This is a genomic window from Brumimicrobium glaciale, assembly GCF_004152935.1.
Lineage (GTDB): Bacteria > Bacteroidota > Bacteroidia > Flavobacteriales_D > Crocinitomicaceae > Brumimicrobium > Brumimicrobium glaciale.
In genome coordinates this window covers 469,222-492,137 of record NZ_SETE01000002.1, presented here as the reverse complement: position 1 = coordinate 492,137, position 22,916 = coordinate 469,222, and the positions used below count along the sequence as shown (strand labels likewise).

The following is a 22,916-nucleotide window of genomic DNA, read 5'->3' as shown; positions in this document are numbered from 1 at the left end:
TCAATCTAACTCGTAGGCACCGATGTCAGGTGCAGCCATATCTCGAAAAGTACCAATAATATCTTTTTGAGTAGCAAAAGCACTACTGCCATTGTTTCTGCATGAAGAATTACTTCTAATGATAAATTCTTTACCCGCAACGTTTTCGAAATTAGGATTTACGTTCCATGTATTGCTAACAAATCCCGCATTTGTTGGAACCGTTTTTTGTCTAATGAAATTGGTGTTGTATTCTATATCAATCGAAACTGCTCCATTATTGGTAATAGTGTCATAAGCAATTTGAAAATCTCCACCACCGTATATTATTGAGTTGTAAAAAGCGCCTTCGCCAACATTTCCGATATATGTAATTTTATCTTCTCTTGTGAAGTAGTTCTTAATCGCCACAGCTGGTTGATTCCCATCAGAACCATAACTCAAAAATTGAGAGTGTCTAAAGTTGTGACTTCCTCCTTCTAATAAGAAATAGGCATATAATCCATTACTATGAATATTCAAATTTTCACCTTTAACTTTTCCACCAGAGTAATTAAAAATTCCATAACTGGCGTGATTAGAAATTTCAGTATTGGTAATTTCAACTGTATATCCACTATTTGAAGAATTGTTTCCAAAAACGTGAACACCAGCTGTCCCGTTTTTTATAATTGCATTATCAATGGTGGATGAAAGTGCTTCATTAAAATAGATTCCATAATATTGACCTTTCACATCTTTATAAAATGGCTCTAATCGATCTCCTTCAATAATTACTTTGTTTTCATATTCACCTTCAATATGTAATTCTCCTTTGTTTACATAAAGAATAGCCCCTTTATGCATGTAAATTCGTGTACCAGCCTCTATTGTCAAAGACTTACCTTCATCTACTAAGGCGAAATCATAAATAACATGTGGTTTCAAGTTATCCCATATTCCTTCGTTCAAGTCTTTATAATGAAAATACGCGTCTTGTCCCCAAGCAGCCAATTGCACACTTTGCATTTTTCCATTGGTTTCGAATTCAACTATGTCTTCAATAATCATTGGTACGGTGTCATTGTTTTCTCCCAATGTCACTTCCACAAACATAAATAGACTATCATCAGCTGGAATTACGAAATCTTTAAAAATTGTTCCGGAAACTCCATCTAAATTTATTCTGAATGGAGAGTTCTCTCCACCAACCAAAATAACACTTTTCACCTTTACAGGTTGATTAGATGTGTTGTAAATTTTCAATCTTTTTGTAGTTGAACCTATCGTGGTGAAAACAGTGTCAAACAAGACTGTATCTGCAGAAAAAGAGAGGTAATCTTTAGAGAATAAAACGTCTTTTTTACAACTTGTAAGGTAGGAGGTCAACCAAGCAAATAGTATAAATGGAAGTAAATAAATTAATTTTCTCAAAGTGATATTTTTTGATGCTGCTAATGTAACGATTTATTATCGGTTTTATTTTGAGAAATTCATTTTCAATTGTGGTAATAATAAGGATTTTAATAAAGTAATAGAAGCTGATTTTTCTAACTATTGAAAAGGTTTAATCAAAAATAAGTCTGCTAAAGGATCCCCAAAACAAACAGAAATGAATATTTTGGAATTTATTTCTTGTCAAGCTTCAAATAGCAAACTAATTAGGTTATATTTGTCAGAAGAAATTTAATATTGAAATATTTCGCACTTCGATTGTGTGAATTGAATTTTAATTATTAAATTTGCCATCCGATTTTAGATAGAACAAGAAATTTTAGTTGAAATGAAAAAAGATATACACCCAGAAAACTACCGTTTAGTAGTATTTAAAGATATGACGAATGAGTATTCATTTGTTACACGTTCATGCGCTGCATCTACGGAAACAATTGAATGGGAAGATGGTGCAGAGTACCCACTTATTAAGTTGGATATTTCTCACATGTCTCACCCTTACTTCACAGGTAAAGAGCAATACGTTGATACTGCAGGTCGTATTGATAAGTTTAAGAATAGATATGCGCGTCACATGAAAAAATAGTGACCCAACTATAAACATATTGAAGAGGAGAGCTTTATAGTTCTCCTCTTTTTATTTCCTAAAAACTATAAAGGATAAACTTGTCTTTTATTGGCTGAATGCTTAATTTTGCTTATATTTAATGTTAAATATAATGTCAAGCAAAATGGAACAAAATTCTTTTTATAACGATTTAGTCTTTACAGATGATAAAGTAAAAATATCTGTAGTATTAGAAACTTCTTTCTCTAAGGAAATTAGAATTGCCTTTAAAAAAGGGCAAATAATGAAAGAACACAAAACTGCTTTTCCAATTGTAGTACATTTACTAGAAGGTTCAATTGAATTTGGAGTAAAAGGGGAGAAGCATCAACTTAAAAAAGGTGATATTTTAACCCTTGAGGGAAATATACCTCATGATTTATTGGCCAATGAAGAAAGTGTAGTTCGATTAACTTTATCGAAATTAGATTCACCAGAACGTGTTGAAAAAGTAGCCGAAGATTCTAAATCATGAAAGAGATAGAAAACAGAGAAGATGTAAGTAAATTGGTTCATGCTTTCTATGATAAAATAAGAGCGGATGAAGTCTTGGGACCTATTTTTAATGCGCATCTTTCAGCTGAACAATGGCCGCCACATCTAGAAAAACTTACAGATTTTTGGGAAACTAATTTATTTGGAATTCCTAAATTTAAAGGCAATCCACCAAGGGTCCATGCCGAAGTTGATCAAAATATGAATTATGGCGTTACGCAAGAACATTTTGCCCATTGGATGCGTTTATGGTTTAAAACCATTGACGAAATGTTTGAAGGAAGATTAGCAGATAGAGCAAAAAATGGGGCAAGAAAAATGTCGACAGGTTTGTTTTTAGCAATCTGGAATCATCGTCCAGAAAACAGTTTACATAGATAGTGTCCGCAAGAAAACTATGCGTTTTCTAGTCTTTGATAAGAAATCTCAAAGACTAGATAAGTGAATAGAAAAAAGTGAAATATGATAAGTAATAGGGTCGTTAAACACTAATAATTAAACATTAATAATTATAAAGAAATGGAAATTAAATTTAAAGGAACAGCAATTAAGACAAACGGCAGCTTCCCAAAAGTTGGAGATACTTTGCCTGAAATGAAATTAGTGAAAGCAGATTTATCTGAATTAAACACGAAAGATTTAAAAGGAAAGAAAGTAGTTTTTAATATTTTCCCAAGTGTTGATACGGCTGTTTGTGCAATGCAATTAAGTAAATTTGCAGACAAATTGAAAGATAGAAACGATGTTGATTTAGTTTTCGCATCATTGGATTTACCATTTGCATTTAAACGTTTTTGTTCTTCGGAAGGAATTGAAAATGCTGTAACAGCATCTGATTTTCGTTACAGAGATGCTAATAAGTTGGGAATCGTGATGGAAGGTGGGCCGTTAAATGGGTTACACGCAAGAGGTGTAATTGTTACTGATGAAAATTTAGTAATTCAATATGCTGAATTAGTTCAGGAGGTAACGGACGAACCAGATTATCAAGCAGCTTTAGATAAAGTGTAAACTTGTTTCTGTGTTGACATTATAAAGTGTGTTTATTTTCATACCTTATCGAAAAAATAAGAATATGAAAAATATAATATTAGGAATTTCTTTTTTATTGGTTTCAACTGGATTTTCACAAGAAGCATTGAGTAATGAAGCTAAAATTAATTTAGCAACTCATTTTTTACCTGAAAAAGATAAAAATGAAGCCAAAGTAATTGGTTATGCCGACGGTGTAGAAATGACTGTTTTGAGAGATTCTAAAAGTTATTTGACATGTGTTGCAGATGATCCAAATAAAGACGGAATTCAAATTGTGTGCTATTATACAGAGCTTGAAGACTTCTTTCAGCGCGGCAGAGTTTTGAAGTCAGAAGGAAAATCTCCTATTGAAGTAAGAGAGATTAGAAAAGTTGAAATTGATTCTGGAGAATTGGATTTTCCTAAAGGTCAAAGCATGATGTATGTTTTTAGTGGTAAAGAAGAAAATTTAGATGTAAAAACAGGAGTTTTAGAGGAAGGTAAATTACGTTATGTGATTTACATTCCTTATGCAACTCAAGAGTCAACAGGGCTTCCTCTTTCACCTTCTGCTCCGGGAATGCCTTGGATTATGGATCCAGGTACTCATAGAGCTCATATCATGGTAATGCCAAATTAGGTATTGCTTTAAATTTGAAATCATGAAAAGAAAACCAACGTATGAAACAGTATCCGAGGCGATTAATGATTTAATGAAACGCGGTTATACTACTGATTTTTATATTGAAGCTACAAAAGATTGTATTGTTTGTAGAAAATCAGATTTAGCATTGTCTGAAAAAGACTTCGTTATTGATGAAATTCATCGTTTTGAAGGAGAAAATGATCCAGGAGACTCAATGATTGTGTATGCGATTTCTTCAAATAAGCATGATGTGAAAGGTGTACTTCTGAATGCGTACGGTGTATATGCTGACACTGATACTTCAACAATAATTTCACACTTACATAGACAAATTAGATAAAATGGAAAGCAAAATGAAACCACTTAAGCGACATGAATCAATTAAATCGTTTAGTAGAGAGCATCACCAAGGGCTTCTTTTGTGTTGGAAAATTCGAAAAGGGATTAAAAATGGAGTTTCTGTAGAAAGAATTAAAAAATACAATGACTGGTTTTTTGAAAATCATTTGAAGCCTCATTTCGCTGATGAAGAGAAATATATTTTCCCTATTCTTGGTGATGAAGATGAAATGATTAAAAAAGCACTTACAGAACACCGAAGACTAATCCGTTTATTTACTGAGGAAAATGATCTTGACAAAACAATCAATCACATTGAAGAGGAACTTGATCGACATATCAGGTTTGAAGAAAGAGAATTATTTATGGTAATTCAAGAAAAAGCAACTCCGTCAGAAATGCAAAAGATTGCAGAGCTTCATGATGAATTGAAATTTGTAGAGAATAACGACGATAAATATTGGGATTAAAATCTGCTGGTTTAGATTAGAATTTTTCCCGGGTTCAAAATATTGTTTGGATCAAAAATTTTCTTGATATCTCGCATAAGTTGCAATGAAACGTTTGTAAAAGGGATATCCATGTAAGATTTTTGAACGAGTCCAATTCCATGTTCTCCTGAAATAGTTCCGCCAAGTTTTACTGTTAGCGTAAATATTTCTCGAATAGCCAAAGGAAGTTCGTTGTTCCATTGGTCATCTGTTAGTGCTCCTTTAATAATATTCACATGAAGATTTCCATCGCCAGCATGACCATAACAAACAGATTTGAATCCATACTTTTTTCCTATTGCTTTCACTCCCGATAATAAATTTGGCAATTCAAATCTGGGTACAACAGTATCTTCTTCTTTGTAAATAGAATGGGATTTTACTGCTTCTCCAACTTTTCGTCGGACTTCCCAAAGTTTATCTTTTTGTGCTTGACTGTCTGCGAAAAGAATATCGCCCGTTTCGAATTGCTCTAAAACCTCGGCGATTTTTTCACATTCTTCAATGAGTTTGTTTTCATCAAAACCATCTACTTCAATTAGTAAGTGAGCTTCATGTCTTTCATCAATTTCCATTTGAATCGTCGGAATATTATTTAATGTCCATTGAATTGCATCACGTTCCATAAATTCTAAACCACTGGGTGTAATTCCTGTTTTCATAATGGCTGCAACGGCTTCACAAGCTTTCTTTGCATCAAAAAAGGGAACTAACATCAACATGTCATCTGTAGGATGCGGAATGAGTCGCAATACAATTTTTGTCACGATTCCTAATGTTCCTTCGCTTCCAACAATCAATTGCGTGAGATTATATCCCGTTGCATTTTTTAAAACGTTAGCGCCTGTCCAAATAATTTCACCATTTGGTAAAACAACTTCTAGATTCAAAACATAATCTGCTGTTACTCCATATTTGACTGCTTTTGGTCCTCCGCTATTTTCGGCGATGTTTCCACCAATAAAACAACTTCCCTTTGAAGCAGGATCAGGAGGGTAAAACAAACCTTTTTCTTTAACCGCGTTTTGTAAAACCTGAGTAATTACGCCAGGTTCCGTGATCACTTGAGAATTATTCTCGTCAATGTTGATGATTTTATTCATCTTTTCTAAGCTCAAAGCAACTCCACCGTTAATAGGTAAAGCTCCACCACTTAATCCTGTTCTAGCTCCCGAAGGTGTGACAGGAATTTTATTTTCATTGCAATAACTCAGAATAGCAGAGATTTCTTCAGTTTTTGAAGGTCTTAGAACGATGTGTGGAGGAAACAATAAATCTTCCGTTTCATCTCTTCCATATTTATCCAAAGAATCAGTATCAGTTAAGGCGATGTCCTTAAATTCTTTCATTAAATATTCTACTTGTTCTTTTGTCATGGTGTGAAGTTAAAGCTTATGCTAATAATTTATCCAGCTAAACATACCTAAAACATCATATTTTAGATATTATTAGTTCTGCCTAAAGAATTAAAACGCCGAGGAATCTCTTTTTTTAATTGATGAAGTTTAATTTTTTTTAATTTTCTATAATCTCAAATTCTGTTCTTCTATTTTCTTGTCTTCCTTGTGAATTGTTATTGCTTTCCATTGGTTTTGATGAACCGTATCCTTTCGCTGATAATCTTCCTGCAGAAATTCCTTTTCCTTTTAAATACACAACAACTGCATCAGCTCTGTTCTGAGATAATTTATCATTGATAGAAGAAGAACCAGTATTGTCAGTATGTCCGGAGATTTCCACTTTTAATGAAGGAACATCTTTCAGTAATTTCACCAATCTGTCTAGTTCAGCATTTGACTCACTGCGTAAAGTAGCTTGACCAACATCGAAGAAAATATTACGCAATGCAATTTTACTTCCTACAGCAATGTTTTTCAGTTCTATGGTTTTATTGATAAGATTATATGCACTTCCATCTAGTACATCAAAATTTTCTGAATGGAATAAATATCCATCTGCTTTAACAGCAATTCCATAGTTTTTACCTGCAGTTAACGAAAGTAGAAATTTACCTGTTGCACTATTTGTTGTGAAACGCTCAATTATTTTTCCGCTTTTATTGTCTGTGATTTCAATAGCTGCTTCAACGGCTTTACTTGAAAGTGCATCAATTGTTTTTCCTTTAAAAACAGTCAAAGAAACTTTGTTAACACTTACGACCTCCTCAATTTGTGGGTCTTTTATTGGTTCTGCAATAGAAGCCAATAGGTAATCTTCCATATCTACAATTGGTTGTTTTTGAGCTCCCCAAAAAGTGACCTTGTAAATATCAAATCCACCTGCGCCATTCGGACGATTAGAAGAAATATAAGCATATTTTCCATTCGCTGTTGCTGCAAAGAAAAAATCATCGTAAGGTGTATTTATAGGATAACCCATATTTTCTGGTTTCGACCATCCACCTTGAATTTTCTTAGAAACAAAAATATCATAACCACCAATAGATTCATGTCCTTGTGAAGCGATATACATTGTTTTACCGTCAATATGCATGTAAATTGGTCCATCATTGAACTGACTATTTACTTGATTAATCGTTGTTGCAGTTTTATAATCTTTCTTCAGCATACTCTGCATTCCAGAATACATGATGTTTGTTCCTTTGCTTAAATTTTCATTTCCACGCGCAAAATAGATGTTGTAACCGTCATGATTGTATGATGCATACATATCATTTGTACGCTTTGTACTTATTTGAAAATGCATAATTTCAGGAGTACCCCAATTTGCTCCATTTAAAACAGTTTCATAAATATCTATTTGACCTTCGTTATCTTTGTGCATCAACATTTTTGTTCCGTCATAAGATAAATTATTTACGATGTCATCTAAAGGGGAATTTACACTTCCAGGGATAGCTTTCACTTTTTTCCAAGTTCCCATTTCATTCAGAGAAGTATAGATGTCATGATCATACTCTCCAACTTCATTTGGTTTATTTGAATTTGGACGATTAGAACTGAAGATAATTTCAGATCCATCTGTAGTAATAGTTGGAGCAATCTCGTCAAACTCCGTATTTAATGTTTTTACATTATCAACCCAACAGCGCACTGGCTCAGCTTTATACTTTTTAGCATAGCCGCATTCAAGTTTGCGCATAGAAACGAATTTGTTGAAATTATCAGATTTTCTATAGTTCTCTTCAAACTTCTTGTAAGAAACTAAAGCTTCGTCAAATTTTTCTTCCAACTGCATTGCGTTTCCATGGTAATAATATAAGAATGGATCACATTCAGGATCTAAGGCATAAGCTTTTTCTAGGTATGAAATTGCTTTGTAAGGAGTTGAGGAGTGAATATAGCAAACACCGATTCTAAAATTATTCAAAGCATTTTCTGCATTTAACTTTTGCGCAATTTTGAATTGGACAAGAGCTTTTTTAAATGCTAGTTTAGGGTCTTTAACTTCAAAAATAGCTACTGAACCTTCTTCAAAAAGTGGAACCCCTTTGTCGATAGCATCAGTTGCTTCTTTAAATTCTTCAACGTTATCTTTAAAATTACTGCGTTTAAATTCAACATTTTGGGCTGTAGTAAATCCACTGATAAAAAGTGAAATAACTAATATATATCTGTTTATTTTTTTCATAATTATCAATTTTTAGAATCCACAGTTTTGTGCAGCATATTGTCCGCCTGTTTCAGAACCTAATTCTTTGGCTTTCTGCCAATCTTCACAAGCTGCATTCATATCACGTAACATCTCGTTAATCATTCCTCGGTTGACATAAGCAGTTGCATAATCTTTATCCAATTGAATCGCCTTGTCAGCAGCTATTTTAGCTCCTTTGTAATCTTCTTTCTTGAATTTTACAGCAGCAATATTTGCATAACCGGGTGCATATTTACTGCTTACATTGACACATTTCTCGAAATCAGATAAGGCTTCATCTAATTTGTTACGCTCCATCTGTGTTGCTCCACGATTGTTATACGCTAAATGAAAATTCTTATCGATAGAAATAGCTCGATTAAAAGCGGCCATTGCTCCATCGTAGTTTTTCATTTTCATTTTAGTTGTTCCGATATTGTTTAACACGAAAGCCAAATTTGGATTTTTCTTTTCTGCTTGTTCATAATCTGCAATAGCTTTTGAATAATCACCTTTCATTCGGTGACAACTTGCGCGATCATTGTATGCATAAGCCAAATTTCCATTCATTTCTATGGTTGTAGTAAATGATTGAATCGCTTTGTCATAATCTTTTTGTAAGAATTGAAGTGTTCCATAATTATAATATGCATTTGGATTTTTTGGATCTATTTCAATTGACTTTTTGTAATCAATTTCAGCTTTAGAATATTCTAAACTTCCTTGATGAGCGCGTGCACGTTGAAAATATGCTTTTGAATAGCTTGGATCTTTCTCTAATAAGGTCGATAAAGTTTTTGAAGCATCACTAAATTGATTCGCTTCATTTTCTGCAACACCTTTGTTGTAATAAGCCGCAGTGAAATTTGGATCTGAAGCAATAGAAGTTTTAAAAGAGGCTATTGCCTGTGTATAAGATTTCTGTTTGAATAATTCTATTCCTTTATTGTAAGCTTCTTGGCTTGCTGCAATTGTGCTGTTTTCTTTATTTTCAGCGGCAATAGAATCCATGTAAGCTTGTTCTTTTTCTGTGAGTTCCTGAGCAAAACTTACTGGGCCGAAAAAGCATAAGCAAATTCCAGCAAAGAATAATTTTCGTTTTATCATAATCTATAATTTTATCGATCTTAAAAGTAAAATAATTTATTGGATTCCTTAGAATGAAATCACCAAATGAGATTAGATAAAAATGGGTTTCTTCAAGGTCTTGATGTGCATATTTACCTTAATTCTCTAAAATTGTTCTTATTTTAGCCATTCAAAATCAAATACAAAGATGAGCAAGGAAGTATATATAGTAGACGGTGTGAGAACGCCAATCGGAAGTTTTAGAGGTGCATTATCAAATGTTCGTCCAGATGATATGGCAGCATTAGTAATGAAAACTGTTGTAGAAAGAAATTCAACGTTAGATCCAAATGCAATTGAAGATGTGATTTTTGGTTGCGCTAACCAAGCGGGTGAAGACAATAGAAACGTGGCAAGAATGTCACTTTTATTGGCGGGATTACCAAGCTCAATTGGTGGTGAAACGATCAATAGGTTGTGTGCTTCTGGTTTGTCAGCAATTGTAACTGCCGCTCGTGCAATCAAGGACGGTGCTGGAGATATTTATTTAGCAGGTGGAGTAGAGAACATGACACGTGGACCATGGGTGATGAGTAAATCAGCTGTTCCTTTTGGGAGTGATGCTAAATTGTATGATTCTTCTTTCGGATGGCGTTTTGTAAATCCTAAACTGGATCAAGTTTATGGAACAGAAGGAATGGGGCAAACCGCAGAAAACTTGGTCGCGAAATATGGTGTTTCTCGTGAAGATCAAGATAAATTTGCTGCATGGTCACAACAAAAAGCAGAAGCTGCATGGTCAAATGGTCGTTTAGCAGAAGAAATAGTTGCTGTTGAAATTCCACGCCGTAAACAAGATGCTTTAATATTTGATAAAGATGAGTTTTTCCGTCCAGGAACAACTGTTGAAACATTAAGTAAATTACGTCCAGCTTTTAAGAAAGAAGGCGGTTCTGTAACTGCTGGAAATTCTTCAGGATTAAACGATGGAGCAGGAGCAATACTTTTGTCGAGTGAACAAGGTTTAAAAGATCACCAATTAAAACCAATGGCTCGATTTATTGGAGCTGCTGTTGCAGGAGTTGAACCAAGAATCATGGGAATTGGACCTGTTTACGCTGCCAATAAATTACTAAAAAGAACAGGCTTAACAATGGATGATATGGACATCATTGAATTGAACGAAGCTTTTGCAGCCCAAGCATTGTCTTGTACAAGAGCATGGGGATTAGCAGATAATGACCCAAGATTAAATCCAAATGGTGGAGCAATTGCATTGGGTCACCCACTGGGTATGACAGGTTCTCGTATTTTGCAAACGGCAGCGATTCAACTTCAAAAAACACAAAAAAGATATGCTTTGATTACGTTGTGTATTGGTGTTGGTCAAGGTTACGCAGCTATAATTGAAAGGGTTTAAAGACAATATTATTTAAATTTAAAAGGCAAACGATTCGTTTGCCTTTTTTTAATCTCCTTACTCAAAACTCTCTACTCAATACAGTTTTCTCAAATGCCTTACGAGCACTTCCTCTAAAAAACACTTCTCCACAATACACATAACCCAGTTTTTCAAAAAGGGCTAACATTGCTCCATTATCAAAATTTGTATCCGCTTTAATACTGTGTACTTTATTTTCTAAAGCAAACTCTTCTATGAAATTCAACATTTTTCTGGCCAAACCTTTTCCCAAATGACCTTCAGCAATAGCAACTCGGTGATAAACAACAAAATCTCCATTTGTCAACCATTTCCCTTGAATATTAGCGTATTCAGGCTCATCGTTAATCAAAATCGCGCAATATCCAATTACTATATCATTCTCAGTAAGAACAAATCCAGCGTCTTTTTCAATGTCTGAATTTATAGAATCTTCATTCGGATAGCCATCTTGCCATTGGTTACTTCCATCAGCTTTTCTTCTTGCAATTGCTTGATTTAAGATGTTCCAAATTAAAGGTAAATCTGAATTGTCTGCTTTTCTAAAGTTGATATTCATTATTTTTATTGTGTCTAGAATGAAAGTAAATAAACCACACCTTTTCTTGTTCCGATTACTAATTTTATTCAATGTAGAACTAGTGATCGATTTAAACTAACGGCATACAGCTTAAAGTATATATCCAAAAGCTAAAATCCGTTACTTTAAAAATAGCTTTCTTATTCCAATAAATACCAAAATGAAAACTGAATACCAAGTTAAAAATGGAATGATGTATTCTGCTAAATCTATCATTAACATTACCGCCATAATTAACAATTGAAATCCTAACCCGTAAATTGAGACCAGTGTCATAAACCATTTTGGGAAAGGTTTACTGTTGGCTGCATCTCTATCCATTGCATAAATAATCTTATCAAATGGTCCATAAAATGCAATATAGGCTTTGTATAATTTGTCTACAGTACTTTGCTTTTCACCTGGAAGTGCTATAGGTACTTCATTTTCAAAAACACGACTAGTTGAATCTCCGTTGACATTATTTCTTAGAATAACATAGTAGAAATTATAAAGTGTTCCTTGTAATTGGATTCCAAAAAAGGCCAAAAGCATTTCTCCAAACGGCGTTCCTGTAACGTAGGTAATTGATGAAAGAAATAGGAAGTTTAGAAAAAGATCTGCCAGTGAATCATAGAATCTTCCAGTGTAAGAAGGAGTATTTTTTAATCTCGCCAATTCTCCATCAGAAGCATCGATAATTGATTTTAAAACTATGAAAAATGCCGCAGCATAATAATATCCACTAAGAATACACGCAATTGCTACTAATCCAGCAACAATGAACAATGAAGTTACATGAATTGGAGTGGCTTTTGTGTTGACCAATGATTGTGCAAACCATCTACCTGGTTTTCTACCATAATCTGATACGTCAATGAATTTGTATTCTAAAGGAAGTTTAGACATTTATTTTATTAACAAGTAGAGATATGAAACCCCTGTGTTTTGTGATAATATAATCAACGGGTACAAAAGTAGTACATCTTAAACTCTAACACTTCTTTTTTAGTTAGAAATCAGTTGAATTGTTAAGAAAAGCACACTGTATAAATAAAAAAAGTGCCATTCATTTTTGAATGGCACTTAATTGAAGTGTGAATGGTAAAATGTTAAATAGTATAATTATTATTCAAATTAAGCATTTTGAAGTTTGACATTTACAGGCGCTTTTTTTGATGCATGTTGAGCAACAATATATCCATATACAAGTCCTTGGCAAATTGTTCCTCCAGCTCCTGGGTATGTTTTTCCGAAAATGTTCGCAGCTGTGTTTCCAATTGCATATAATCCTTCAATTGTAGATTTGTCTTTACGTAATACTCGACCATGCTCATCGGCAACAAGTCCTCCACATGTTCCTAGGTCTGACAGAACAACTTTAACTGCATACAGCTTGTCTGTTAAAGCGAGTAAATTTGGATTCGGTTTAACCGTTGGGTCACCGTAGTATCTGTCGTAAGCGCTATCACCTCTTTTGTAATCTTCATCTTTACCTTTATCAGCCATTTCATTAAAGCGGTTAAAAGCTGAATTGAATTCATTTACTGGCAGACCTATAGCTTTAGCAAGTTCTTCAGCTGAATCAGCGGAATAGGCAATTCCAGCATTATACCATTCTTCTGGAAGTTTGGCTCTTGGAAATAATGATCCAGCTAGAATATACCTGTTGCGATAGGTTTGGTCGAATACCAACCACATATCACCAATCGGTGTTCCTTCTTTTTCATCCGCTAAAAGCTTTTGACCAAAACTCATATAGTCGGTTGCTTCATTAATAAATCTTTTCCCTGTACTATTTACCATGAAACTTCCAGGAAGCGAACGTTCAGCTAAGAGAACCTGTGGGGAATCACCTTTTTTCACTGGAGCAACCGCCGGGAACCACCAAGCTTGTTTCATTAAGTCGATATCAGCTCCAATTGCTTGAGAAAGTAAAATAGCATCTCCTGTATTTCCTTCCGCTCCGAAACTATAATTCGGCTGTAAGGAGGCAGATTGATACTTTTGACGCATTGGCATGTTGTGATCAAATCCACCAGCTGCCAATACTACTCCTTTGGTAACATTAATTGTTTTTATAGTTCCATTTTGGTCAACAACAGCGCCAACAACGTTTTCGCCATCCATTAAAAGTTCTACTAGTTTGGTGTTCGTTATAACTGGAATGTTTGCATTTAATGCTCCTGCGTATAAACCCGCTCCTAAAGCCTGACCACCTGCAGCATACTTTCGTCCAATTATTAAACCTCCAATACCTTGAAATAATCTTTTGAAAATTATAGGAAATGATTTAAAAGGCTTTCTAACCATTAAGTTCATCCATTTATAATCGTAACCAGTTACAGGCATTGGAACTGGAGCTTCCATCTGACTAGGGCGGTAGTTGGATAAATTGTCACCTAATTTTTTAAGGTCAAAAGGTTTACACTCACATGTTCTCCCTAATGGATCTCCTCCTGGAATTTCCGGGTGATAATCGGAATATCCTTTTGCCCAGAAAAATTTCATTGGTGTTGTTCTCAATAGCATTTCCACAGTTGCGCTTCCATTCTCTAAAAAGTTTTCCCACCTTTCTGAAGGAGTATCATTTTTAACAAGGGTTTTTAAATAAGTCCTACCTTTTTCAATCGTGTCTTTAGAGCCACCAGCTTTTAAAGTAGGATTGGCAGGAATCCAAAACGCTCCGCCGGAAAGTGCGGTTGATCCTCCAACGAATTCTGTTTTTTCGATCACCATAGTACTTAGTCCTTTTTCGTTTGCAGCTAATGCGGCAGAAATTCCTGTACCAGATCCAACAACAAGTAAATCTACCGTGCTGCCTTCAAGAATTGATTGAACATTGCTTTTATTATTTGTCATAATTATTCCAATTTATTTATTATTCGTTGAATTATAGACTTTCTACTTCATCCATCTTATTAAGATAGTAGTCTAACTTATCATGGTGCAACATACATTCTTAACAAGGACAAAATAATGATATAAGTCATGATAGGACATGAGCTAACTCAGTATTTGTTTTCGGCTAATAATTAAAGAGGATTCAAAGGAATCGTAAGCTTATTTTACTTAAAAGACTGTTAATCTTATGTAAAATCATGTGGCTTTTTGGTCAAATAAAAAGATGTTGAATTAAGGCTTAAATAGAAAAAAATGAAATGTTGGGGCCTTGGGTTCTCAAGCGAAGGAATGGTAAAGATTTAAAACAATTAAAGATAAAATCATTATAACAGTATTATAGCTTGAAAATTGGAATTTCATTAATGCTGATATAGTTTGAGCCAACAAAAAATGCTCCCCAACATAGTTGGGGAGCACTTAATTATATTAACAAGTTAAGCAAAATATATATTCAATTTCTAATTCAGAAATTTTATTTGTCAACTTCAACGTTTGCAAGCTCTTCTGCTTTGTATTCTCCTCTATCCAATTTAGCTTTCACTATTTTGAAGGTATCAATTGTGTATTGTACATCCTCTAGGGTGTGAGCCGCTGTAGGAATTAAACGCAACATAATTGTATCCTTAGGAACAACTGGATAAATAACAATTGAACAGAAAATACTGTAGTTTTCACGTAAATCAAAAGTCATATTTGTTGCTTCAGCAAGATTTCCTTGAAGATTAACAGGAGTTACAGCAGAGTTAGTTTCTCCAATGTTGAATCCGTTTTCTCTCAATCCTTTCTGTAATGCAGTTGCGATTTTCCAAAGGTTCTCTTTATGTTCTGGCTGAGTTCTTAATAACTCTAAACGCTTACGCGCACCAACAACTAAAGGCATTGGAAGTGATTTGGCAAACATTTGCGAACGCATGTTGTAACGCATGAATTCGATAATGTGTTCTTTTGCACAAATAAATGCTCCAATTGAAGCCATTGATTTAGCAAAAGTTCCGAACAATACATCGATTTCTTCGTGAACACCTTGTTCTTCACCAGCACCCATTCCTGTTTCACCAATAGTTCCGAAACCATGCGCGTCATCTACGAATAATCTAAAGTCGTATTTTCCTGACTTTCTGAATTCAACGATTCCTTTAAGGTCTCCTTGATCTCCAGCCATTCCGAATACACCTTCAGTAATTACAAGAATTCCACCGTTATTGTTTTCAACCAATTTAGTTGCTCTCGACATTTGTGTGTCAAAGCTCTCCATATCATTGTGCTTAAAAACAAAGCGTTTTCCTGCATGCAATCTCATTCCGTCTAAAATACACGCGTGAGATTCACTATCGTAAACGATAACGTCATTACGGTCTACTAAACAATCGATAGCTGAAACCATTCCTTGATAACCGAAGTTTAAAAGAATGGTGTCTTCTGTACCCATGAAATCTGAAAGTTCATTTTCTAAAGCTTCGTGCTCACTTGTCTGACCAGTCATCATTCTAGCTCCCATTGGATAAGCCATCCCCCATTTTGCAGCCGCCTCAGCATCTGCTTTACGAACTTCTGGGTGATTTGCTAAACCTAAGTAGTTGTTTACTGACCATACAAGGCACTCTTTTCCTCGGAATAACATCTTGTTTCCGATTTCACCTTCCAATTTAGGGAAAGTAAAGTAGCCATGAACTCCTTTAGCATGCTGTCCTATCGGACCTCTATTTTCTTTTATTTTTTCAAATATGTCTTTAGCCATAAAAGTCTTTTTTTAGCCAACCTTATAAAAAGTTGCTATTAATTATGTTTGCAAAGATAGCTGATTTTTAGAGATTTTCATACTCTAAATGATGATTTATTAAATCATATATTGTTTAAATAGTTGTTTTATAGTGGTGTAAGTTGTTTAGAACTTTTTTAAATACTACTTTTAATGGATAATATTCACTTCTCGTTCGAGTTTTATCCCATAACCCTCAAAAATATCCTGAATTATCTGTTCTGATAGATTTAAAATATCCACTCCTTTGGCGTCTTTATAGTTCACAAGGACCAAAGCCTGGCGTTTATGCACACCATAATCACCAATTGTTTTGCCTTTCCATCCAGATTGATCAATCAGCCAACCTGCTGGAACTTTTACGTTCAATTCATCCACTTTATAAGAAGGAATATTCGCGTAACGCTTCTGTAATTCTACATATTGCTTTGTAGGAATTACTGGGTTTTTAAAGAAACTCCCAGCATTTCCAATTTTCTTAGGATCAGGTAGTTTTGATTGACGAATAGCAATTACCGCATCACTCACATCCTTAATTGAAGGCTCTGTAATCTTTCTCAAGTTCAACTCTTCTTCTATTGCACCATAACTTGTGTTGAGTTGTGAAGATCTCCTGAGTTTATAATTGACAGAAGTAATAACGAATTTGTCTTTTAATTCCTTTTTAAAAACACTCTCTCTGTAACCAAATTGACAATCTTCATGCGAGAAAGTACGGATTTGACCTGTAGCAATTTCTAATGCCTCTAAAGATTCAAAGACATCTTTAATTTCTACTCCATAAGCCCCAATGTTTTGCATAGGACTAGCGCCAACACTTCCCGGAATAAGAGATAAATTTTCTATTCCTCCCCATCCTTTTTTAATTGCATGTAGAACTAATTCGTGCCAATTCTCCCCAGCACCAACTTTCAAAATTACTTCCTTATCAGTTTCTTGGATAAGTTCAATTCCTTTTATTTCATTGCGTAAAATAACGCCATCATAATCCCCTTGAAATAGTACATTACTTCCTCCACCTAAAATCAATAAGTTTCTGTCTTTTACCTCAGAAAGAAGGGTTTGTAACACTTTTATTGATGAGAAAGTAGCGAAATATTTCGAATGAACAGTTATTCCGAAAGTGTTGAATGGTTTAAGATTTACGTTTTCTTGAAGCATTTTGTCAATTTTTATACGAATGTAATTACTTTTAGGGTGCACAAATACAGAAGTTGATTGTTTTATCATTATTCAGTATTTAAAAACTTTTTAAAATCAATTTTATGCTCAAACAAGTAGATTTAGATTATATCAATTCTTTTAGTAAGGACACGCTGATGGAAGTTTTGGATATAAAGTGTGTGGAACTAGGAAAAGACTATATAGTGGCAACAATGCCTGTGAATTCAAAAACGCATCAACCTATGAAATTACTTCATGGTGGAGCAAGTGCAGCTTTAATTGAAAGTATTGGTTCGATGGGTTCAACATTGATGCTAGATATTGAAAAGGAAGTACCTGTTGGAATTGAAATTAATGCAAATCACGTGGGTGGAATGTCATCTGGTTTAGTAAAAGCGGTTGGAAAAGTTGTGCATGCAGGAAAAAGAACGCATGTTTGGCAAGTTGATTTGACTGATAATGAAACAGGTGTTTTGGTTTGTACAGGACGTTTAACAGTTATGGTTGTACCTAGAAAATAGAATTATTATGGCTTGTTTAGCATATCAGTTTCCAAATGGAACTGCAAAGATGTATAAAGGTAAATGGGTAGAGAAAGGCCTGGAAAAACTTCCTGACGACTGTTTTTTTATTACAGATTTCACCAAGAAAAAGTCGTTTTATTTTGAAATAGATCAGGAAATCAGTTCTTTTTCTAATGCTGATTTAACTTTTAATAATGAAGACAATATTTTTGTAGCCAACGAAAAAGCTTACTTAAACGGACTTCAATATTTCATTGACGGCTTCGAAATGTTCGGTATCCAAAAAGCTATTTTCTCTAGAATTAAATTGGTAGAAAAAGAAGATTTGTTAGAAATGGAAACTGTTTTTAATCGATTAGCAAAAGCATACAAAAGCCAAGCTTTGGTCTATTTAGCAAGCGATGAAAAATTCGGAACTTGGATAGGGGCGACTCCAGAAACTTTACTTTCTGGAAATGAAAATTGTATGAAATCTATGGCTCTGGCCGGAACAAAAAGTTCTGAAGAAACTGAATGGACAGAAAAAGAGCAAGAAGAACAACAATATGTAGTAGATTTTGTAAAAGATAAAATCAATGAACAATCTCCAGGAAAACTAGTTGTTTCGCAAGCGGAAACAGTAAAAAAAGGAGCAGTTTATCATTTGCAAACAGATTATGAATTCCAATTGCCAAAAGAAAAATGGAATGCTTTAATGCAATCGCTTCACCCAACACCGGCTGTTTGTGGAACCCCAAGTGATTTAGCACAAGAACACATTCTTACCAACGAACCACATGAACGTGAGTTTTATACAGGACTTGTTGGATTGAAATCTAAAGATGAATTGGCTGTTTATGTAAACCTTCGCTGCATGCAAGTTTTAAAAGAAAACTTCGCTTTATATGTTGGAGGAGGAATTACGCTTGCTTCAGATCTAGCAAAAGAATTACAAGAAACAGAAGATAAAAGCGAGACTTTGTTGTCTGTTATATTTGGGTGATGTCGGGGCTTCGGTATTTCGACAGGCTCAATAACCGAAAGCTCAGCCGCCTCGATTTAAAGTTTAAAATGTACTTTACATTATGTTTTAAAGTTGCTAAATATTTTAATAATGAAACTTAAAATTTTTATCAAAACTGGCATACTACTATCGTCTGGCTTTTTGCTGATGATATATCATGAGTTGATTTATAATGGACGCCCAGAATTTATCATTGTTCAAATTGCTTTTATTTCAATTTTAGTAAGTGTTGTTTTTGGTTTGATTTATGGTGCTTTTTCACTTTTGAAGAAAATTGATTTAGTTTATCTTTATATATTTTTTCTTTCCGCAATTTTATTGAGTCAAATAATGATTATTTCAATTTTATGATATAGCATATTCCATTTGATTTCGCCTCATTCCCTAATTTGTCGATTGTTAAAGTGGAGAGCGAGGATGAAGAGCTATTCTATATGTGTTTTTTCTTTTAGATGATCGGCTTGTTGCTTTGGGGGGGATTTTAAATACAGGGGAACTTTAATAATCAATAAAACGCTAGTCGGCTGAGTAAAATTAACAGTTGGCTGAGCGGAGACGAAGTCAGTTGTTAATCAAAAGCCACCCGACTCACATTCAGATCTAATTTCACATTCTTATGATACGGTAAATCTCCTTGATCTGTAAATTGCCAATATAGAATTCGTTCGTCTTTGGGTAAAAGAAAAGGCTCTGAATAGGCTGCTATCCAAAATTTGTAATCTTCGAATTGATTCTTGAATTTTGTTCTGTAGAAATGGAATGAAGTATAGATAATTGGTCTTTTACCCGTTCTTTCTTCAACTTCAACTAAGAAGATCTTCATGTTTTCTAGAAGTACTTCATCAGAAATAGCTTCGATTTCCACGTCTAAAACTGGAGCTAAGTCGGTTTCACGGGGTTGGTATTGCTTTAAAAAATGGTTTACTTGTTCTAAAGGATTTGTTTCTGGTCGAAAGAAATGGTAGGCTCCATGTTTTATTTTTTTTCTTATCAATTCAGATCGGTTGTATCCCCACTCTCTGTCTGTATGGTCCTTTCCTTCAGTTGCTTTTGCATAAACAAATTGAATAGTTGGAGAAAGCGGTTTGGAAAATAAAGTGTCCCAATTAATTTTACCTTGGTGGTGAGAAACGTCGATTCCGAATCCTTTGTAGTTTTTTGGAATTGCATAATTGAAATCATCACTGCTTTTAAACTGTAATGAACTCCAAAGGATCAAGCTGAAAATGATTAGGAATAGAATAAGTGGGATTATGACTGGACGCTTTCGTTTCCTTTTCATTCTAATTGAAATTTATTCAACCAAAAAAAGGACTTCCTTTGGAAAGAAAGTCCTTAAATATATTTTAGGAAAGAAAATTCTAGAATCTTCTTTTTTCCTTAATTCTTGCAGCTTTACCAGTTCTTTCACGGAAGTAGAAAATACGAGCTCTACGTACAGCACCTCTTTTAAGAACTTTAATATCGTCAATAAAAGGTGAGTGTAATGGGAAGATACGCTCTACTCCGATACCACCTGATATTTTACGAACAGTGAAAGTCTCCGTTGATCCAACACCACGACGTTGTAAAACAACCCCAGTGTACTGCTGAATACGCTCTTTTTCACCTTCTCTAATTTTATATGAAACAGCTACTGTGTCTCCTGCTCCGAAAACTGGTGCGTCGTATGCCGTTGAAAATTCGTTTTGAACTTCTTTTATTAAATCCATGACTATTATTTTATTCTTATCCGAAATTGGGGTGCAATATTACATATAATTTATGAATTAAACACGCCGGATATTGAATATTATTTAAAAATTTAATTCGCGTTTAATTAGTGGTGCAAATATACATATTTGTTTAATTACTACAATGCTTATTGGCTTACTAAAAATCAATATCTAGCTTAAATTTTTGACGTAATGTTGTTAAATGCGGATTACGCTCCGCCATGTCGTTAAATTTATCTTGACTTGAGTAGAATTTTCCTGCTTCAATTGTTTCTTCAGTTAGTTTTAATTGAATAGACCAGTTATTGAGTTCTTTTCTTAAATATCCAACTAATGTTGTTTCATGCGTTTGAATAAATCCTAGCTGAACATCATTATCTACTCTGTGCTTTATCAAAAAGTTTTCTCCAATTTCCGGGTCATTTCCAATCATCGCTGTGTAGAGTGTTCCCATTCCATCTTCTTTAGCTTTGAATGCGAACTTTCTCCAAGTCATTCTTAAATCATCAATAGAAAATGAATCTGTTGGACGATTGTCGTGGTTTTCTTCAACAACTTCCTCTTTTTTCTCATTCGCTTGAGACATTAAATCGTTGATGCCTAAGTAGGAATTATTGAGCTTTCGAGTAGGAGCGGAGAGCTGCTTAGCTTCCTTGTTTAAAGTTATCGGTTTTGGTTTTTCAACTGTCTTCGCTTGTGGAGCAGAATTTCCTTTATTATCGCGTAATGCTTTACTGTCTTTTTGTCCTTTAAAAGGAATGATCTCAACAGGGTCAGTTAAGGCTTTTTTTTTTCGAGCTCGTTTTTAATCGAACACAATTGCATCAAAGTTAATTCAACGAGTAACCGCTGATTTTTAGCTGCTTTATAATTAGTGTCAGCGCTACTTATAACTCCAAGTGCACGCATTATGTGTTTAGCGTCAATTGTTGCTGACTGGTCTTTGTAACGTTGCTTAATAGAATCTCCAACTTCGAGTAATTCGACGGTTTTTGGATTTTTACCCACCAATAAATTACGGTAATGTTCAGAAAGTCCAACTAAGAATTGGTGACCATCAAATCCATGATTTACGATTTCGTGATACAATAATAAACTACTTGTAATATCCTCCTCTATAGCGTAATCAACTAATCGGAAATAGTAATCGTAATCCAAAACATTTAGATTCTCTATTACCGATTGATAAGTCAATGTTTTTCCTGTAAAACTTACAATTTGATCAAACATAGAAAGCGCATCTCTTAATGCACCATCTGCTTTTTGAGCAATTAAATGTAATCCTTCACTTTCTGCATCAATTCCTTCGCTAACTGAAATCTTTTTCAAGTGTTCAGCGATATCAGAAATTTGAATCCTACTGAAATCAAAAATCTGACAACGGGAAAGTATGGTAGGAATTATTTTGTGCTTTTCGGTTGTTGCAAGAATGAAAATTGCATGCTTTGGAGGCTCTTCTAATGTCTTTAAGAAAGCATTAAAAGCAGCTGTTGAAAGCATGTGCACCTCATCAATAATATAGACTTTGTAATCTCCTAATTGTGGAGCAACTCTAACTTGGTCAATTAAACTTCTGATGTCGTCCACACTATTGTTAGAAGCGGCATCTAATTCATAAACGTTTAAAGATTGACCTTCATCGAAAGATTTACATGATGGACATTCTCCGCATGCTTCAATGTTTTCAGTGCGATTAGAGCAGTTAATTGTTTTTGCTAAAATACGAGCAGTGGATGTTTTACCAACACCACGCGAACCACAAAATAAAAATGCTTGCGCTAACTGATCGTTTTTGATTGCATTTTTTAAAGTTGTAGAAATATTGCCTTGACCCACCAACGTATCGAAGGTTTTGGGTCTGTATTTTCTTGCAGAAACAATATAATCACTCATGATACAAAAATAATAGAAATTAAAGTCTTTCCCATCTAATATGGATTAGAAATTTATAAACAATCTCAATACTCCGATGGATGCGATGGTTTTACTTCTTACTATCCCCAGAGCTATCTAAATTAACACTTTAATAATAATGTAATTAGAGAATAGCCGATAGAATTAATTTGAGCATATATTTAAATCATTATGCTTCGCGCTCCAGCAAGATCCTTCAATCACTAAAATCAAAGATTTATATTGATTAAAGAATGACATTCCTAGATTGGGTTTGGAGTGAAAAA

At 34.3% G+C, this 22,916-nt stretch carries 24 protein-coding genes; 11 read left to right on the top strand and 13 right to left on the bottom strand.

What is annotated here, in order from left to right; translation table 11 throughout:
- Complete coding sequence (locus tag ERX46_RS05730; protein ID WP_130092883.1) at window positions 1-1,392, bottom strand: right-handed parallel beta-helix repeat-containing protein; 1,392 nt, start codon at window positions 1,390-1,392, stop codon at window positions 1-3.
- A gap of 349 nt (window positions 1,393-1,741) precedes the next feature.
- Between ERX46_RS05730 and ERX46_RS05725 the strand changes: the two genes are divergently transcribed.
- From ERX46_RS05725 to ERX46_RS05695, 7 genes are all read left to right on the top strand, one after another.
- A complete protein-coding gene (locus ERX46_RS05725) occupies window positions 1,742-1,999 on the top strand; it encodes a type B 50S ribosomal protein L31 (RefSeq protein WP_130092882.1) in 258 nt (85 codons plus the stop codon).
- A gap of 145 nt (window positions 2,000-2,144) precedes the next feature.
- Window positions 2,145-2,495 (top strand): cupin domain-containing protein, encoded by a 351-nt coding sequence (locus tag ERX46_RS05720; protein WP_130092881.1) that lies wholly within the window; start codon window positions 2,145-2,147, stop codon window positions 2,493-2,495.
- A complete protein-coding gene (locus tag ERX46_RS05715; protein ID WP_207214127.1) occupies window positions 2,492-2,896 on the top strand; it encodes a group III truncated hemoglobin in 405 nt (134 codons plus the stop codon). The genes ERX46_RS05720 and ERX46_RS05715 overlap by 4 nt, the downstream gene beginning before the upstream one ends.
- 138 nt (window positions 2,897-3,034) lie before the next feature.
- On the top strand, window positions 3,035-3,526 hold the full coding sequence (gene tpx, locus ERX46_RS05710) for a thiol peroxidase (protein ID WP_130092879.1): 492 nt from the start codon (window positions 3,035-3,037) through the stop codon (window positions 3,524-3,526).
- A 64-nt stretch (window positions 3,527-3,590) separates the two neighbouring features.
- Window positions 3,591-4,169, top strand: a complete 579-nt coding sequence (locus ERX46_RS05705) for a hypothetical protein (protein WP_130092878.1) — start codon at window positions 3,591-3,593, stop codon at window positions 4,167-4,169.
- Window positions 4,170-4,191: 22 nt separating this feature from the next.
- The gene (locus ERX46_RS05700; RefSeq protein WP_130092877.1) at window positions 4,192-4,515 is read left to right on the top strand and encodes a phosphoribosylpyrophosphate synthetase; all 324 of its coding nucleotides are present in this window, start codon (window positions 4,192-4,194) and stop codon (window positions 4,513-4,515) included.
- Between the two features lie 13 nt (window positions 4,516-4,528).
- A complete protein-coding gene (locus ERX46_RS05695; protein WP_242494535.1) occupies window positions 4,529-4,984 on the top strand; it encodes a hemerythrin domain-containing protein in 456 nt (151 codons plus the stop codon).
- Window positions 4,985-4,995: 11 nt separating this feature from the next.
- Here ERX46_RS05695 and ERX46_RS05690 read toward each other — a convergent pair whose 3' ends face one another.
- The 3 genes from ERX46_RS05690 to ERX46_RS05680 all read right to left on the bottom strand — a co-directional run bounded on the left by ERX46_RS05690 (window position 4,996) and on the right by ERX46_RS05680 (window position 9,706).
- Window positions 4,996-6,381: an FAD-binding oxidoreductase gene (locus tag ERX46_RS05690; RefSeq protein ID WP_130092875.1), complete on the bottom strand. Its 1,386-nt coding sequence runs from the start codon at window positions 6,379-6,381 to the stop codon at window positions 4,996-4,998.
- Between the two features lie 139 nt (window positions 6,382-6,520).
- On the bottom strand, window positions 6,521-8,596 hold the full coding sequence (locus ERX46_RS05685; RefSeq protein ID WP_130092874.1) for an OmpA family protein: 2,076 nt from the start codon (window positions 8,594-8,596) through the stop codon (window positions 6,521-6,523).
- Between the two features lie 12 nt (window positions 8,597-8,608).
- On the bottom strand, window positions 8,609-9,706 hold the full coding sequence (locus tag ERX46_RS05680) for a tetratricopeptide repeat protein (protein WP_130092873.1): 1,098 nt from the start codon (window positions 9,704-9,706) through the stop codon (window positions 8,609-8,611).
- 169 nt (window positions 9,707-9,875) lie between these two features.
- Here ERX46_RS05680 and ERX46_RS05675 point away from each other — a divergent pair, with 169 nt between their 5' ends.
- Window positions 9,876-11,087: an acetyl-CoA C-acyltransferase gene (locus ERX46_RS05675; protein WP_130092872.1), complete on the top strand. Its 1,212-nt coding sequence runs from the start codon at window positions 9,876-9,878 to the stop codon at window positions 11,085-11,087.
- Between the two features lie 61 nt (window positions 11,088-11,148).
- On the opposite strand, the gene ERX46_RS05670 is transcribed toward ERX46_RS05675, so the two are convergent.
- The 5 genes from ERX46_RS05670 to murB all read right to left on the bottom strand — a co-directional run bounded on the left by ERX46_RS05670 (window position 11,149) and on the right by murB (window position 17,491).
- Window positions 11,149-11,667 (bottom strand): GNAT family N-acetyltransferase, encoded by a 519-nt coding sequence (locus ERX46_RS05670; RefSeq protein WP_130092871.1) that lies wholly within the window; start codon window positions 11,665-11,667, stop codon window positions 11,149-11,151.
- 141 nt (window positions 11,668-11,808) lie between these two features.
- Window positions 11,809-12,576: a CDP-alcohol phosphatidyltransferase family protein gene (locus ERX46_RS05665; RefSeq protein WP_130092870.1), complete on the bottom strand. Its 768-nt coding sequence runs from the start codon at window positions 12,574-12,576 to the stop codon at window positions 11,809-11,811.
- 228 nt (window positions 12,577-12,804) lie between these two features.
- Window positions 12,805-14,529 (bottom strand): 3-ketosteroid-delta-1-dehydrogenase, encoded by a 1,725-nt coding sequence (locus ERX46_RS05660; protein ID WP_130092869.1) that lies wholly within the window; start codon window positions 14,527-14,529, stop codon window positions 12,805-12,807.
- 514 nt (window positions 14,530-15,043) lie between these two features.
- Window positions 15,044-16,309 carry an aminotransferase class I/II-fold pyridoxal phosphate-dependent enzyme gene (locus tag ERX46_RS05655; RefSeq protein ID WP_130092868.1) on the bottom strand — a complete coding sequence of 422 codons (1,266 nt, stop codon included), beginning with the start codon at window positions 16,307-16,309 and terminating at the stop codon, window positions 15,044-15,046.
- Between the two features lie 171 nt (window positions 16,310-16,480).
- Entirely contained in the window at window positions 16,481-17,491 is a 1,011-nt protein-coding gene (murB, locus tag ERX46_RS05650) for a UDP-N-acetylmuramate dehydrogenase (protein WP_130093195.1), read from the bottom strand.
- Window positions 17,492-17,595: 104 nt separating this feature from the next.
- On the opposite strand from murB, the gene ERX46_RS05645 reads away from it, so the two are divergent.
- The 3 genes from ERX46_RS05645 (at window position 17,596) to ERX46_RS05635 (ending at window position 19,372) form a co-directional block, all read left to right on the top strand.
- Window positions 17,596-18,015: a PaaI family thioesterase gene (locus ERX46_RS05645; protein ID WP_130092867.1), complete on the top strand. Its 420-nt coding sequence runs from the start codon at window positions 17,596-17,598 to the stop codon at window positions 18,013-18,015.
- A 7-nt stretch (window positions 18,016-18,022) separates the two neighbouring features.
- Window positions 18,023-19,000 carry a chorismate-binding protein gene (locus ERX46_RS05640; RefSeq protein ID WP_130092866.1) on the top strand — a complete coding sequence of 326 codons (978 nt, stop codon included), beginning with the start codon at window positions 18,023-18,025 and terminating at the stop codon, window positions 18,998-19,000.
- 111 nt (window positions 19,001-19,111) lie between these two features.
- Window positions 19,112-19,372 (top strand): hypothetical protein, encoded by a 261-nt coding sequence (locus ERX46_RS05635; RefSeq protein ID WP_130092865.1) that lies wholly within the window; start codon window positions 19,112-19,114, stop codon window positions 19,370-19,372.
- Window positions 19,373-19,589: 217 nt separating this feature from the next.
- Here the strand turns inward: ERX46_RS05635 and ERX46_RS05630 are convergent, their stop codons facing one another.
- From ERX46_RS05630 to ERX46_RS05615, 4 genes are all read right to left on the bottom strand, one after another.
- The gene (locus tag ERX46_RS05630; RefSeq protein WP_130092864.1) at window positions 19,590-20,303 is read right to left on the bottom strand and encodes a glycoside hydrolase family 25 protein; all 714 of its coding nucleotides are present in this window, start codon (window positions 20,301-20,303) and stop codon (window positions 19,590-19,592) included.
- 79 nt (window positions 20,304-20,382) lie between these two features.
- A complete protein-coding gene (gene rplS / locus ERX46_RS05625; RefSeq protein WP_130092863.1) occupies window positions 20,383-20,733 on the bottom strand; it encodes a 50S ribosomal protein L19 in 351 nt (116 codons plus the stop codon).
- A 160-nt stretch (window positions 20,734-20,893) separates the two neighbouring features.
- On the bottom strand, window positions 20,894-21,322 hold the full coding sequence (locus tag ERX46_RS05620; protein WP_130092862.1) for a hypothetical protein: 429 nt from the start codon (window positions 21,320-21,322) through the stop codon (window positions 20,894-20,896).
- A gap of 191 nt (window positions 21,323-21,513) precedes the next feature.
- Window positions 21,514-22,629, bottom strand: coding sequence for a DNA polymerase III subunit gamma/tau (locus ERX46_RS05615; RefSeq protein WP_130092861.1), 1,116 nt, complete (start codon window positions 22,627-22,629; stop codon window positions 21,514-21,516).
- Window positions 22,630-22,916: the final 287 nt, after the last annotated feature.

Bases quoted from the DNA above. Each gene is read 5' to 3' on its own strand.
- ERX46_RS05660 (WP_130092869.1), bottom strand. From the start codon at position 14,529: ATGACAAATAATAAAAGCAATGTTCAATCAATTCTTGAAGGCAGCACG.
- ERX46_RS05705 (WP_130092878.1), top strand. From the start codon at position 3,591: ATGAAAAATATAATATTAGGAATTTCTTTTTTATTGGTTTCAACTGGA.
- ERX46_RS05715 (WP_207214127.1), top strand. From the start codon at position 2,492: ATGAAAGAGATAGAAAACAGAGAAGATGTAAGTAAATTGGTTCATGCT.
- ERX46_RS05635 (WP_130092865.1), top strand. From the start codon at position 19,112: ATGAAACTTAAAATTTTTATCAAAACTGGCATACTACTATCGTCTGGC.
- tpx (WP_130092879.1), top strand. From the start codon at position 3,035: ATGGAAATTAAATTTAAAGGAACAGCAATTAAGACAAACGGCAGCTTC.
- ERX46_RS05665 (WP_130092870.1), bottom strand. From the start codon at position 12,576: ATGTCTAAACTTCCTTTAGAATACAAATTCATTGACGTATCAGATTAT.
- ERX46_RS05675 (WP_130092872.1), top strand. From the start codon at position 9,876: ATGAGCAAGGAAGTATATATAGTAGACGGTGTGAGAACGCCAATCGGA.
- ERX46_RS05685 (WP_130092874.1), bottom strand. From the start codon at position 8,596: ATGAAAAAAATAAACAGATATATATTAGTTATTTCACTTTTTATCAGT.
- ERX46_RS05640 (WP_130092866.1), top strand. From the start codon at position 18,023: ATGGCTTGTTTAGCATATCAGTTTCCAAATGGAACTGCAAAGATGTAT.
- ERX46_RS05690 (WP_130092875.1), bottom strand. From the start codon at position 6,381: ATGACAAAAGAACAAGTAGAATATTTAATGAAAGAATTTAAGGACATC.
- ERX46_RS05695 (WP_242494535.1), top strand. From the start codon at position 4,529: ATGAAACCACTTAAGCGACATGAATCAATTAAATCGTTTAGTAGAGAG.
- ERX46_RS05620 (WP_130092862.1), bottom strand. From the start codon at position 21,322: ATGTCTCAAGCGAATGAGAAAAAAGAGGAAGTTGTTGAAGAAAACCAC.
- ERX46_RS05720 (WP_130092881.1), top strand. From the start codon at position 2,145: ATGGAACAAAATTCTTTTTATAACGATTTAGTCTTTACAGATGATAAA.
- ERX46_RS05700 (WP_130092877.1), top strand. From the start codon at position 4,192: ATGAAAAGAAAACCAACGTATGAAACAGTATCCGAGGCGATTAATGAT.
- murB (WP_130093195.1), bottom strand. From the start codon at position 17,491: ATGCTTCAAGAAAACGTAAATCTTAAACCATTCAACACTTTCGGAATA.
- ERX46_RS05630 (WP_130092864.1), bottom strand. From the start codon at position 20,303: ATGAAAAGGAAACGAAAGCGTCCAGTCATAATCCCACTTATTCTATTC.
- ERX46_RS05615 (WP_130092861.1), bottom strand. From the start codon at position 22,629: ATGAGTGATTATATTGTTTCTGCAAGAAAATACAGACCCAAAACCTTC.
- ERX46_RS05680 (WP_130092873.1), bottom strand. From the start codon at position 9,706: ATGATAAAACGAAAATTATTCTTTGCTGGAATTTGCTTATGCTTTTTC.
- ERX46_RS05645 (WP_130092867.1), top strand. From the start codon at position 17,596: ATGCTCAAACAAGTAGATTTAGATTATATCAATTCTTTTAGTAAGGAC.
- ERX46_RS05670 (WP_130092871.1), bottom strand. From the start codon at position 11,667: ATGAATATCAACTTTAGAAAAGCAGACAATTCAGATTTACCTTTAATT.
- ERX46_RS05655 (WP_130092868.1), bottom strand. From the start codon at position 16,309: ATGGCTAAAGACATATTTGAAAAAATAAAAGAAAATAGAGGTCCGATA.
- rplS (WP_130092863.1), bottom strand. From the start codon at position 20,733: ATGGATTTAATAAAAGAAGTTCAAAACGAATTTTCAACGGCATACGAC.
- ERX46_RS05725 (WP_130092882.1), top strand. From the start codon at position 1,742: ATGAAAAAAGATATACACCCAGAAAACTACCGTTTAGTAGTATTTAAA.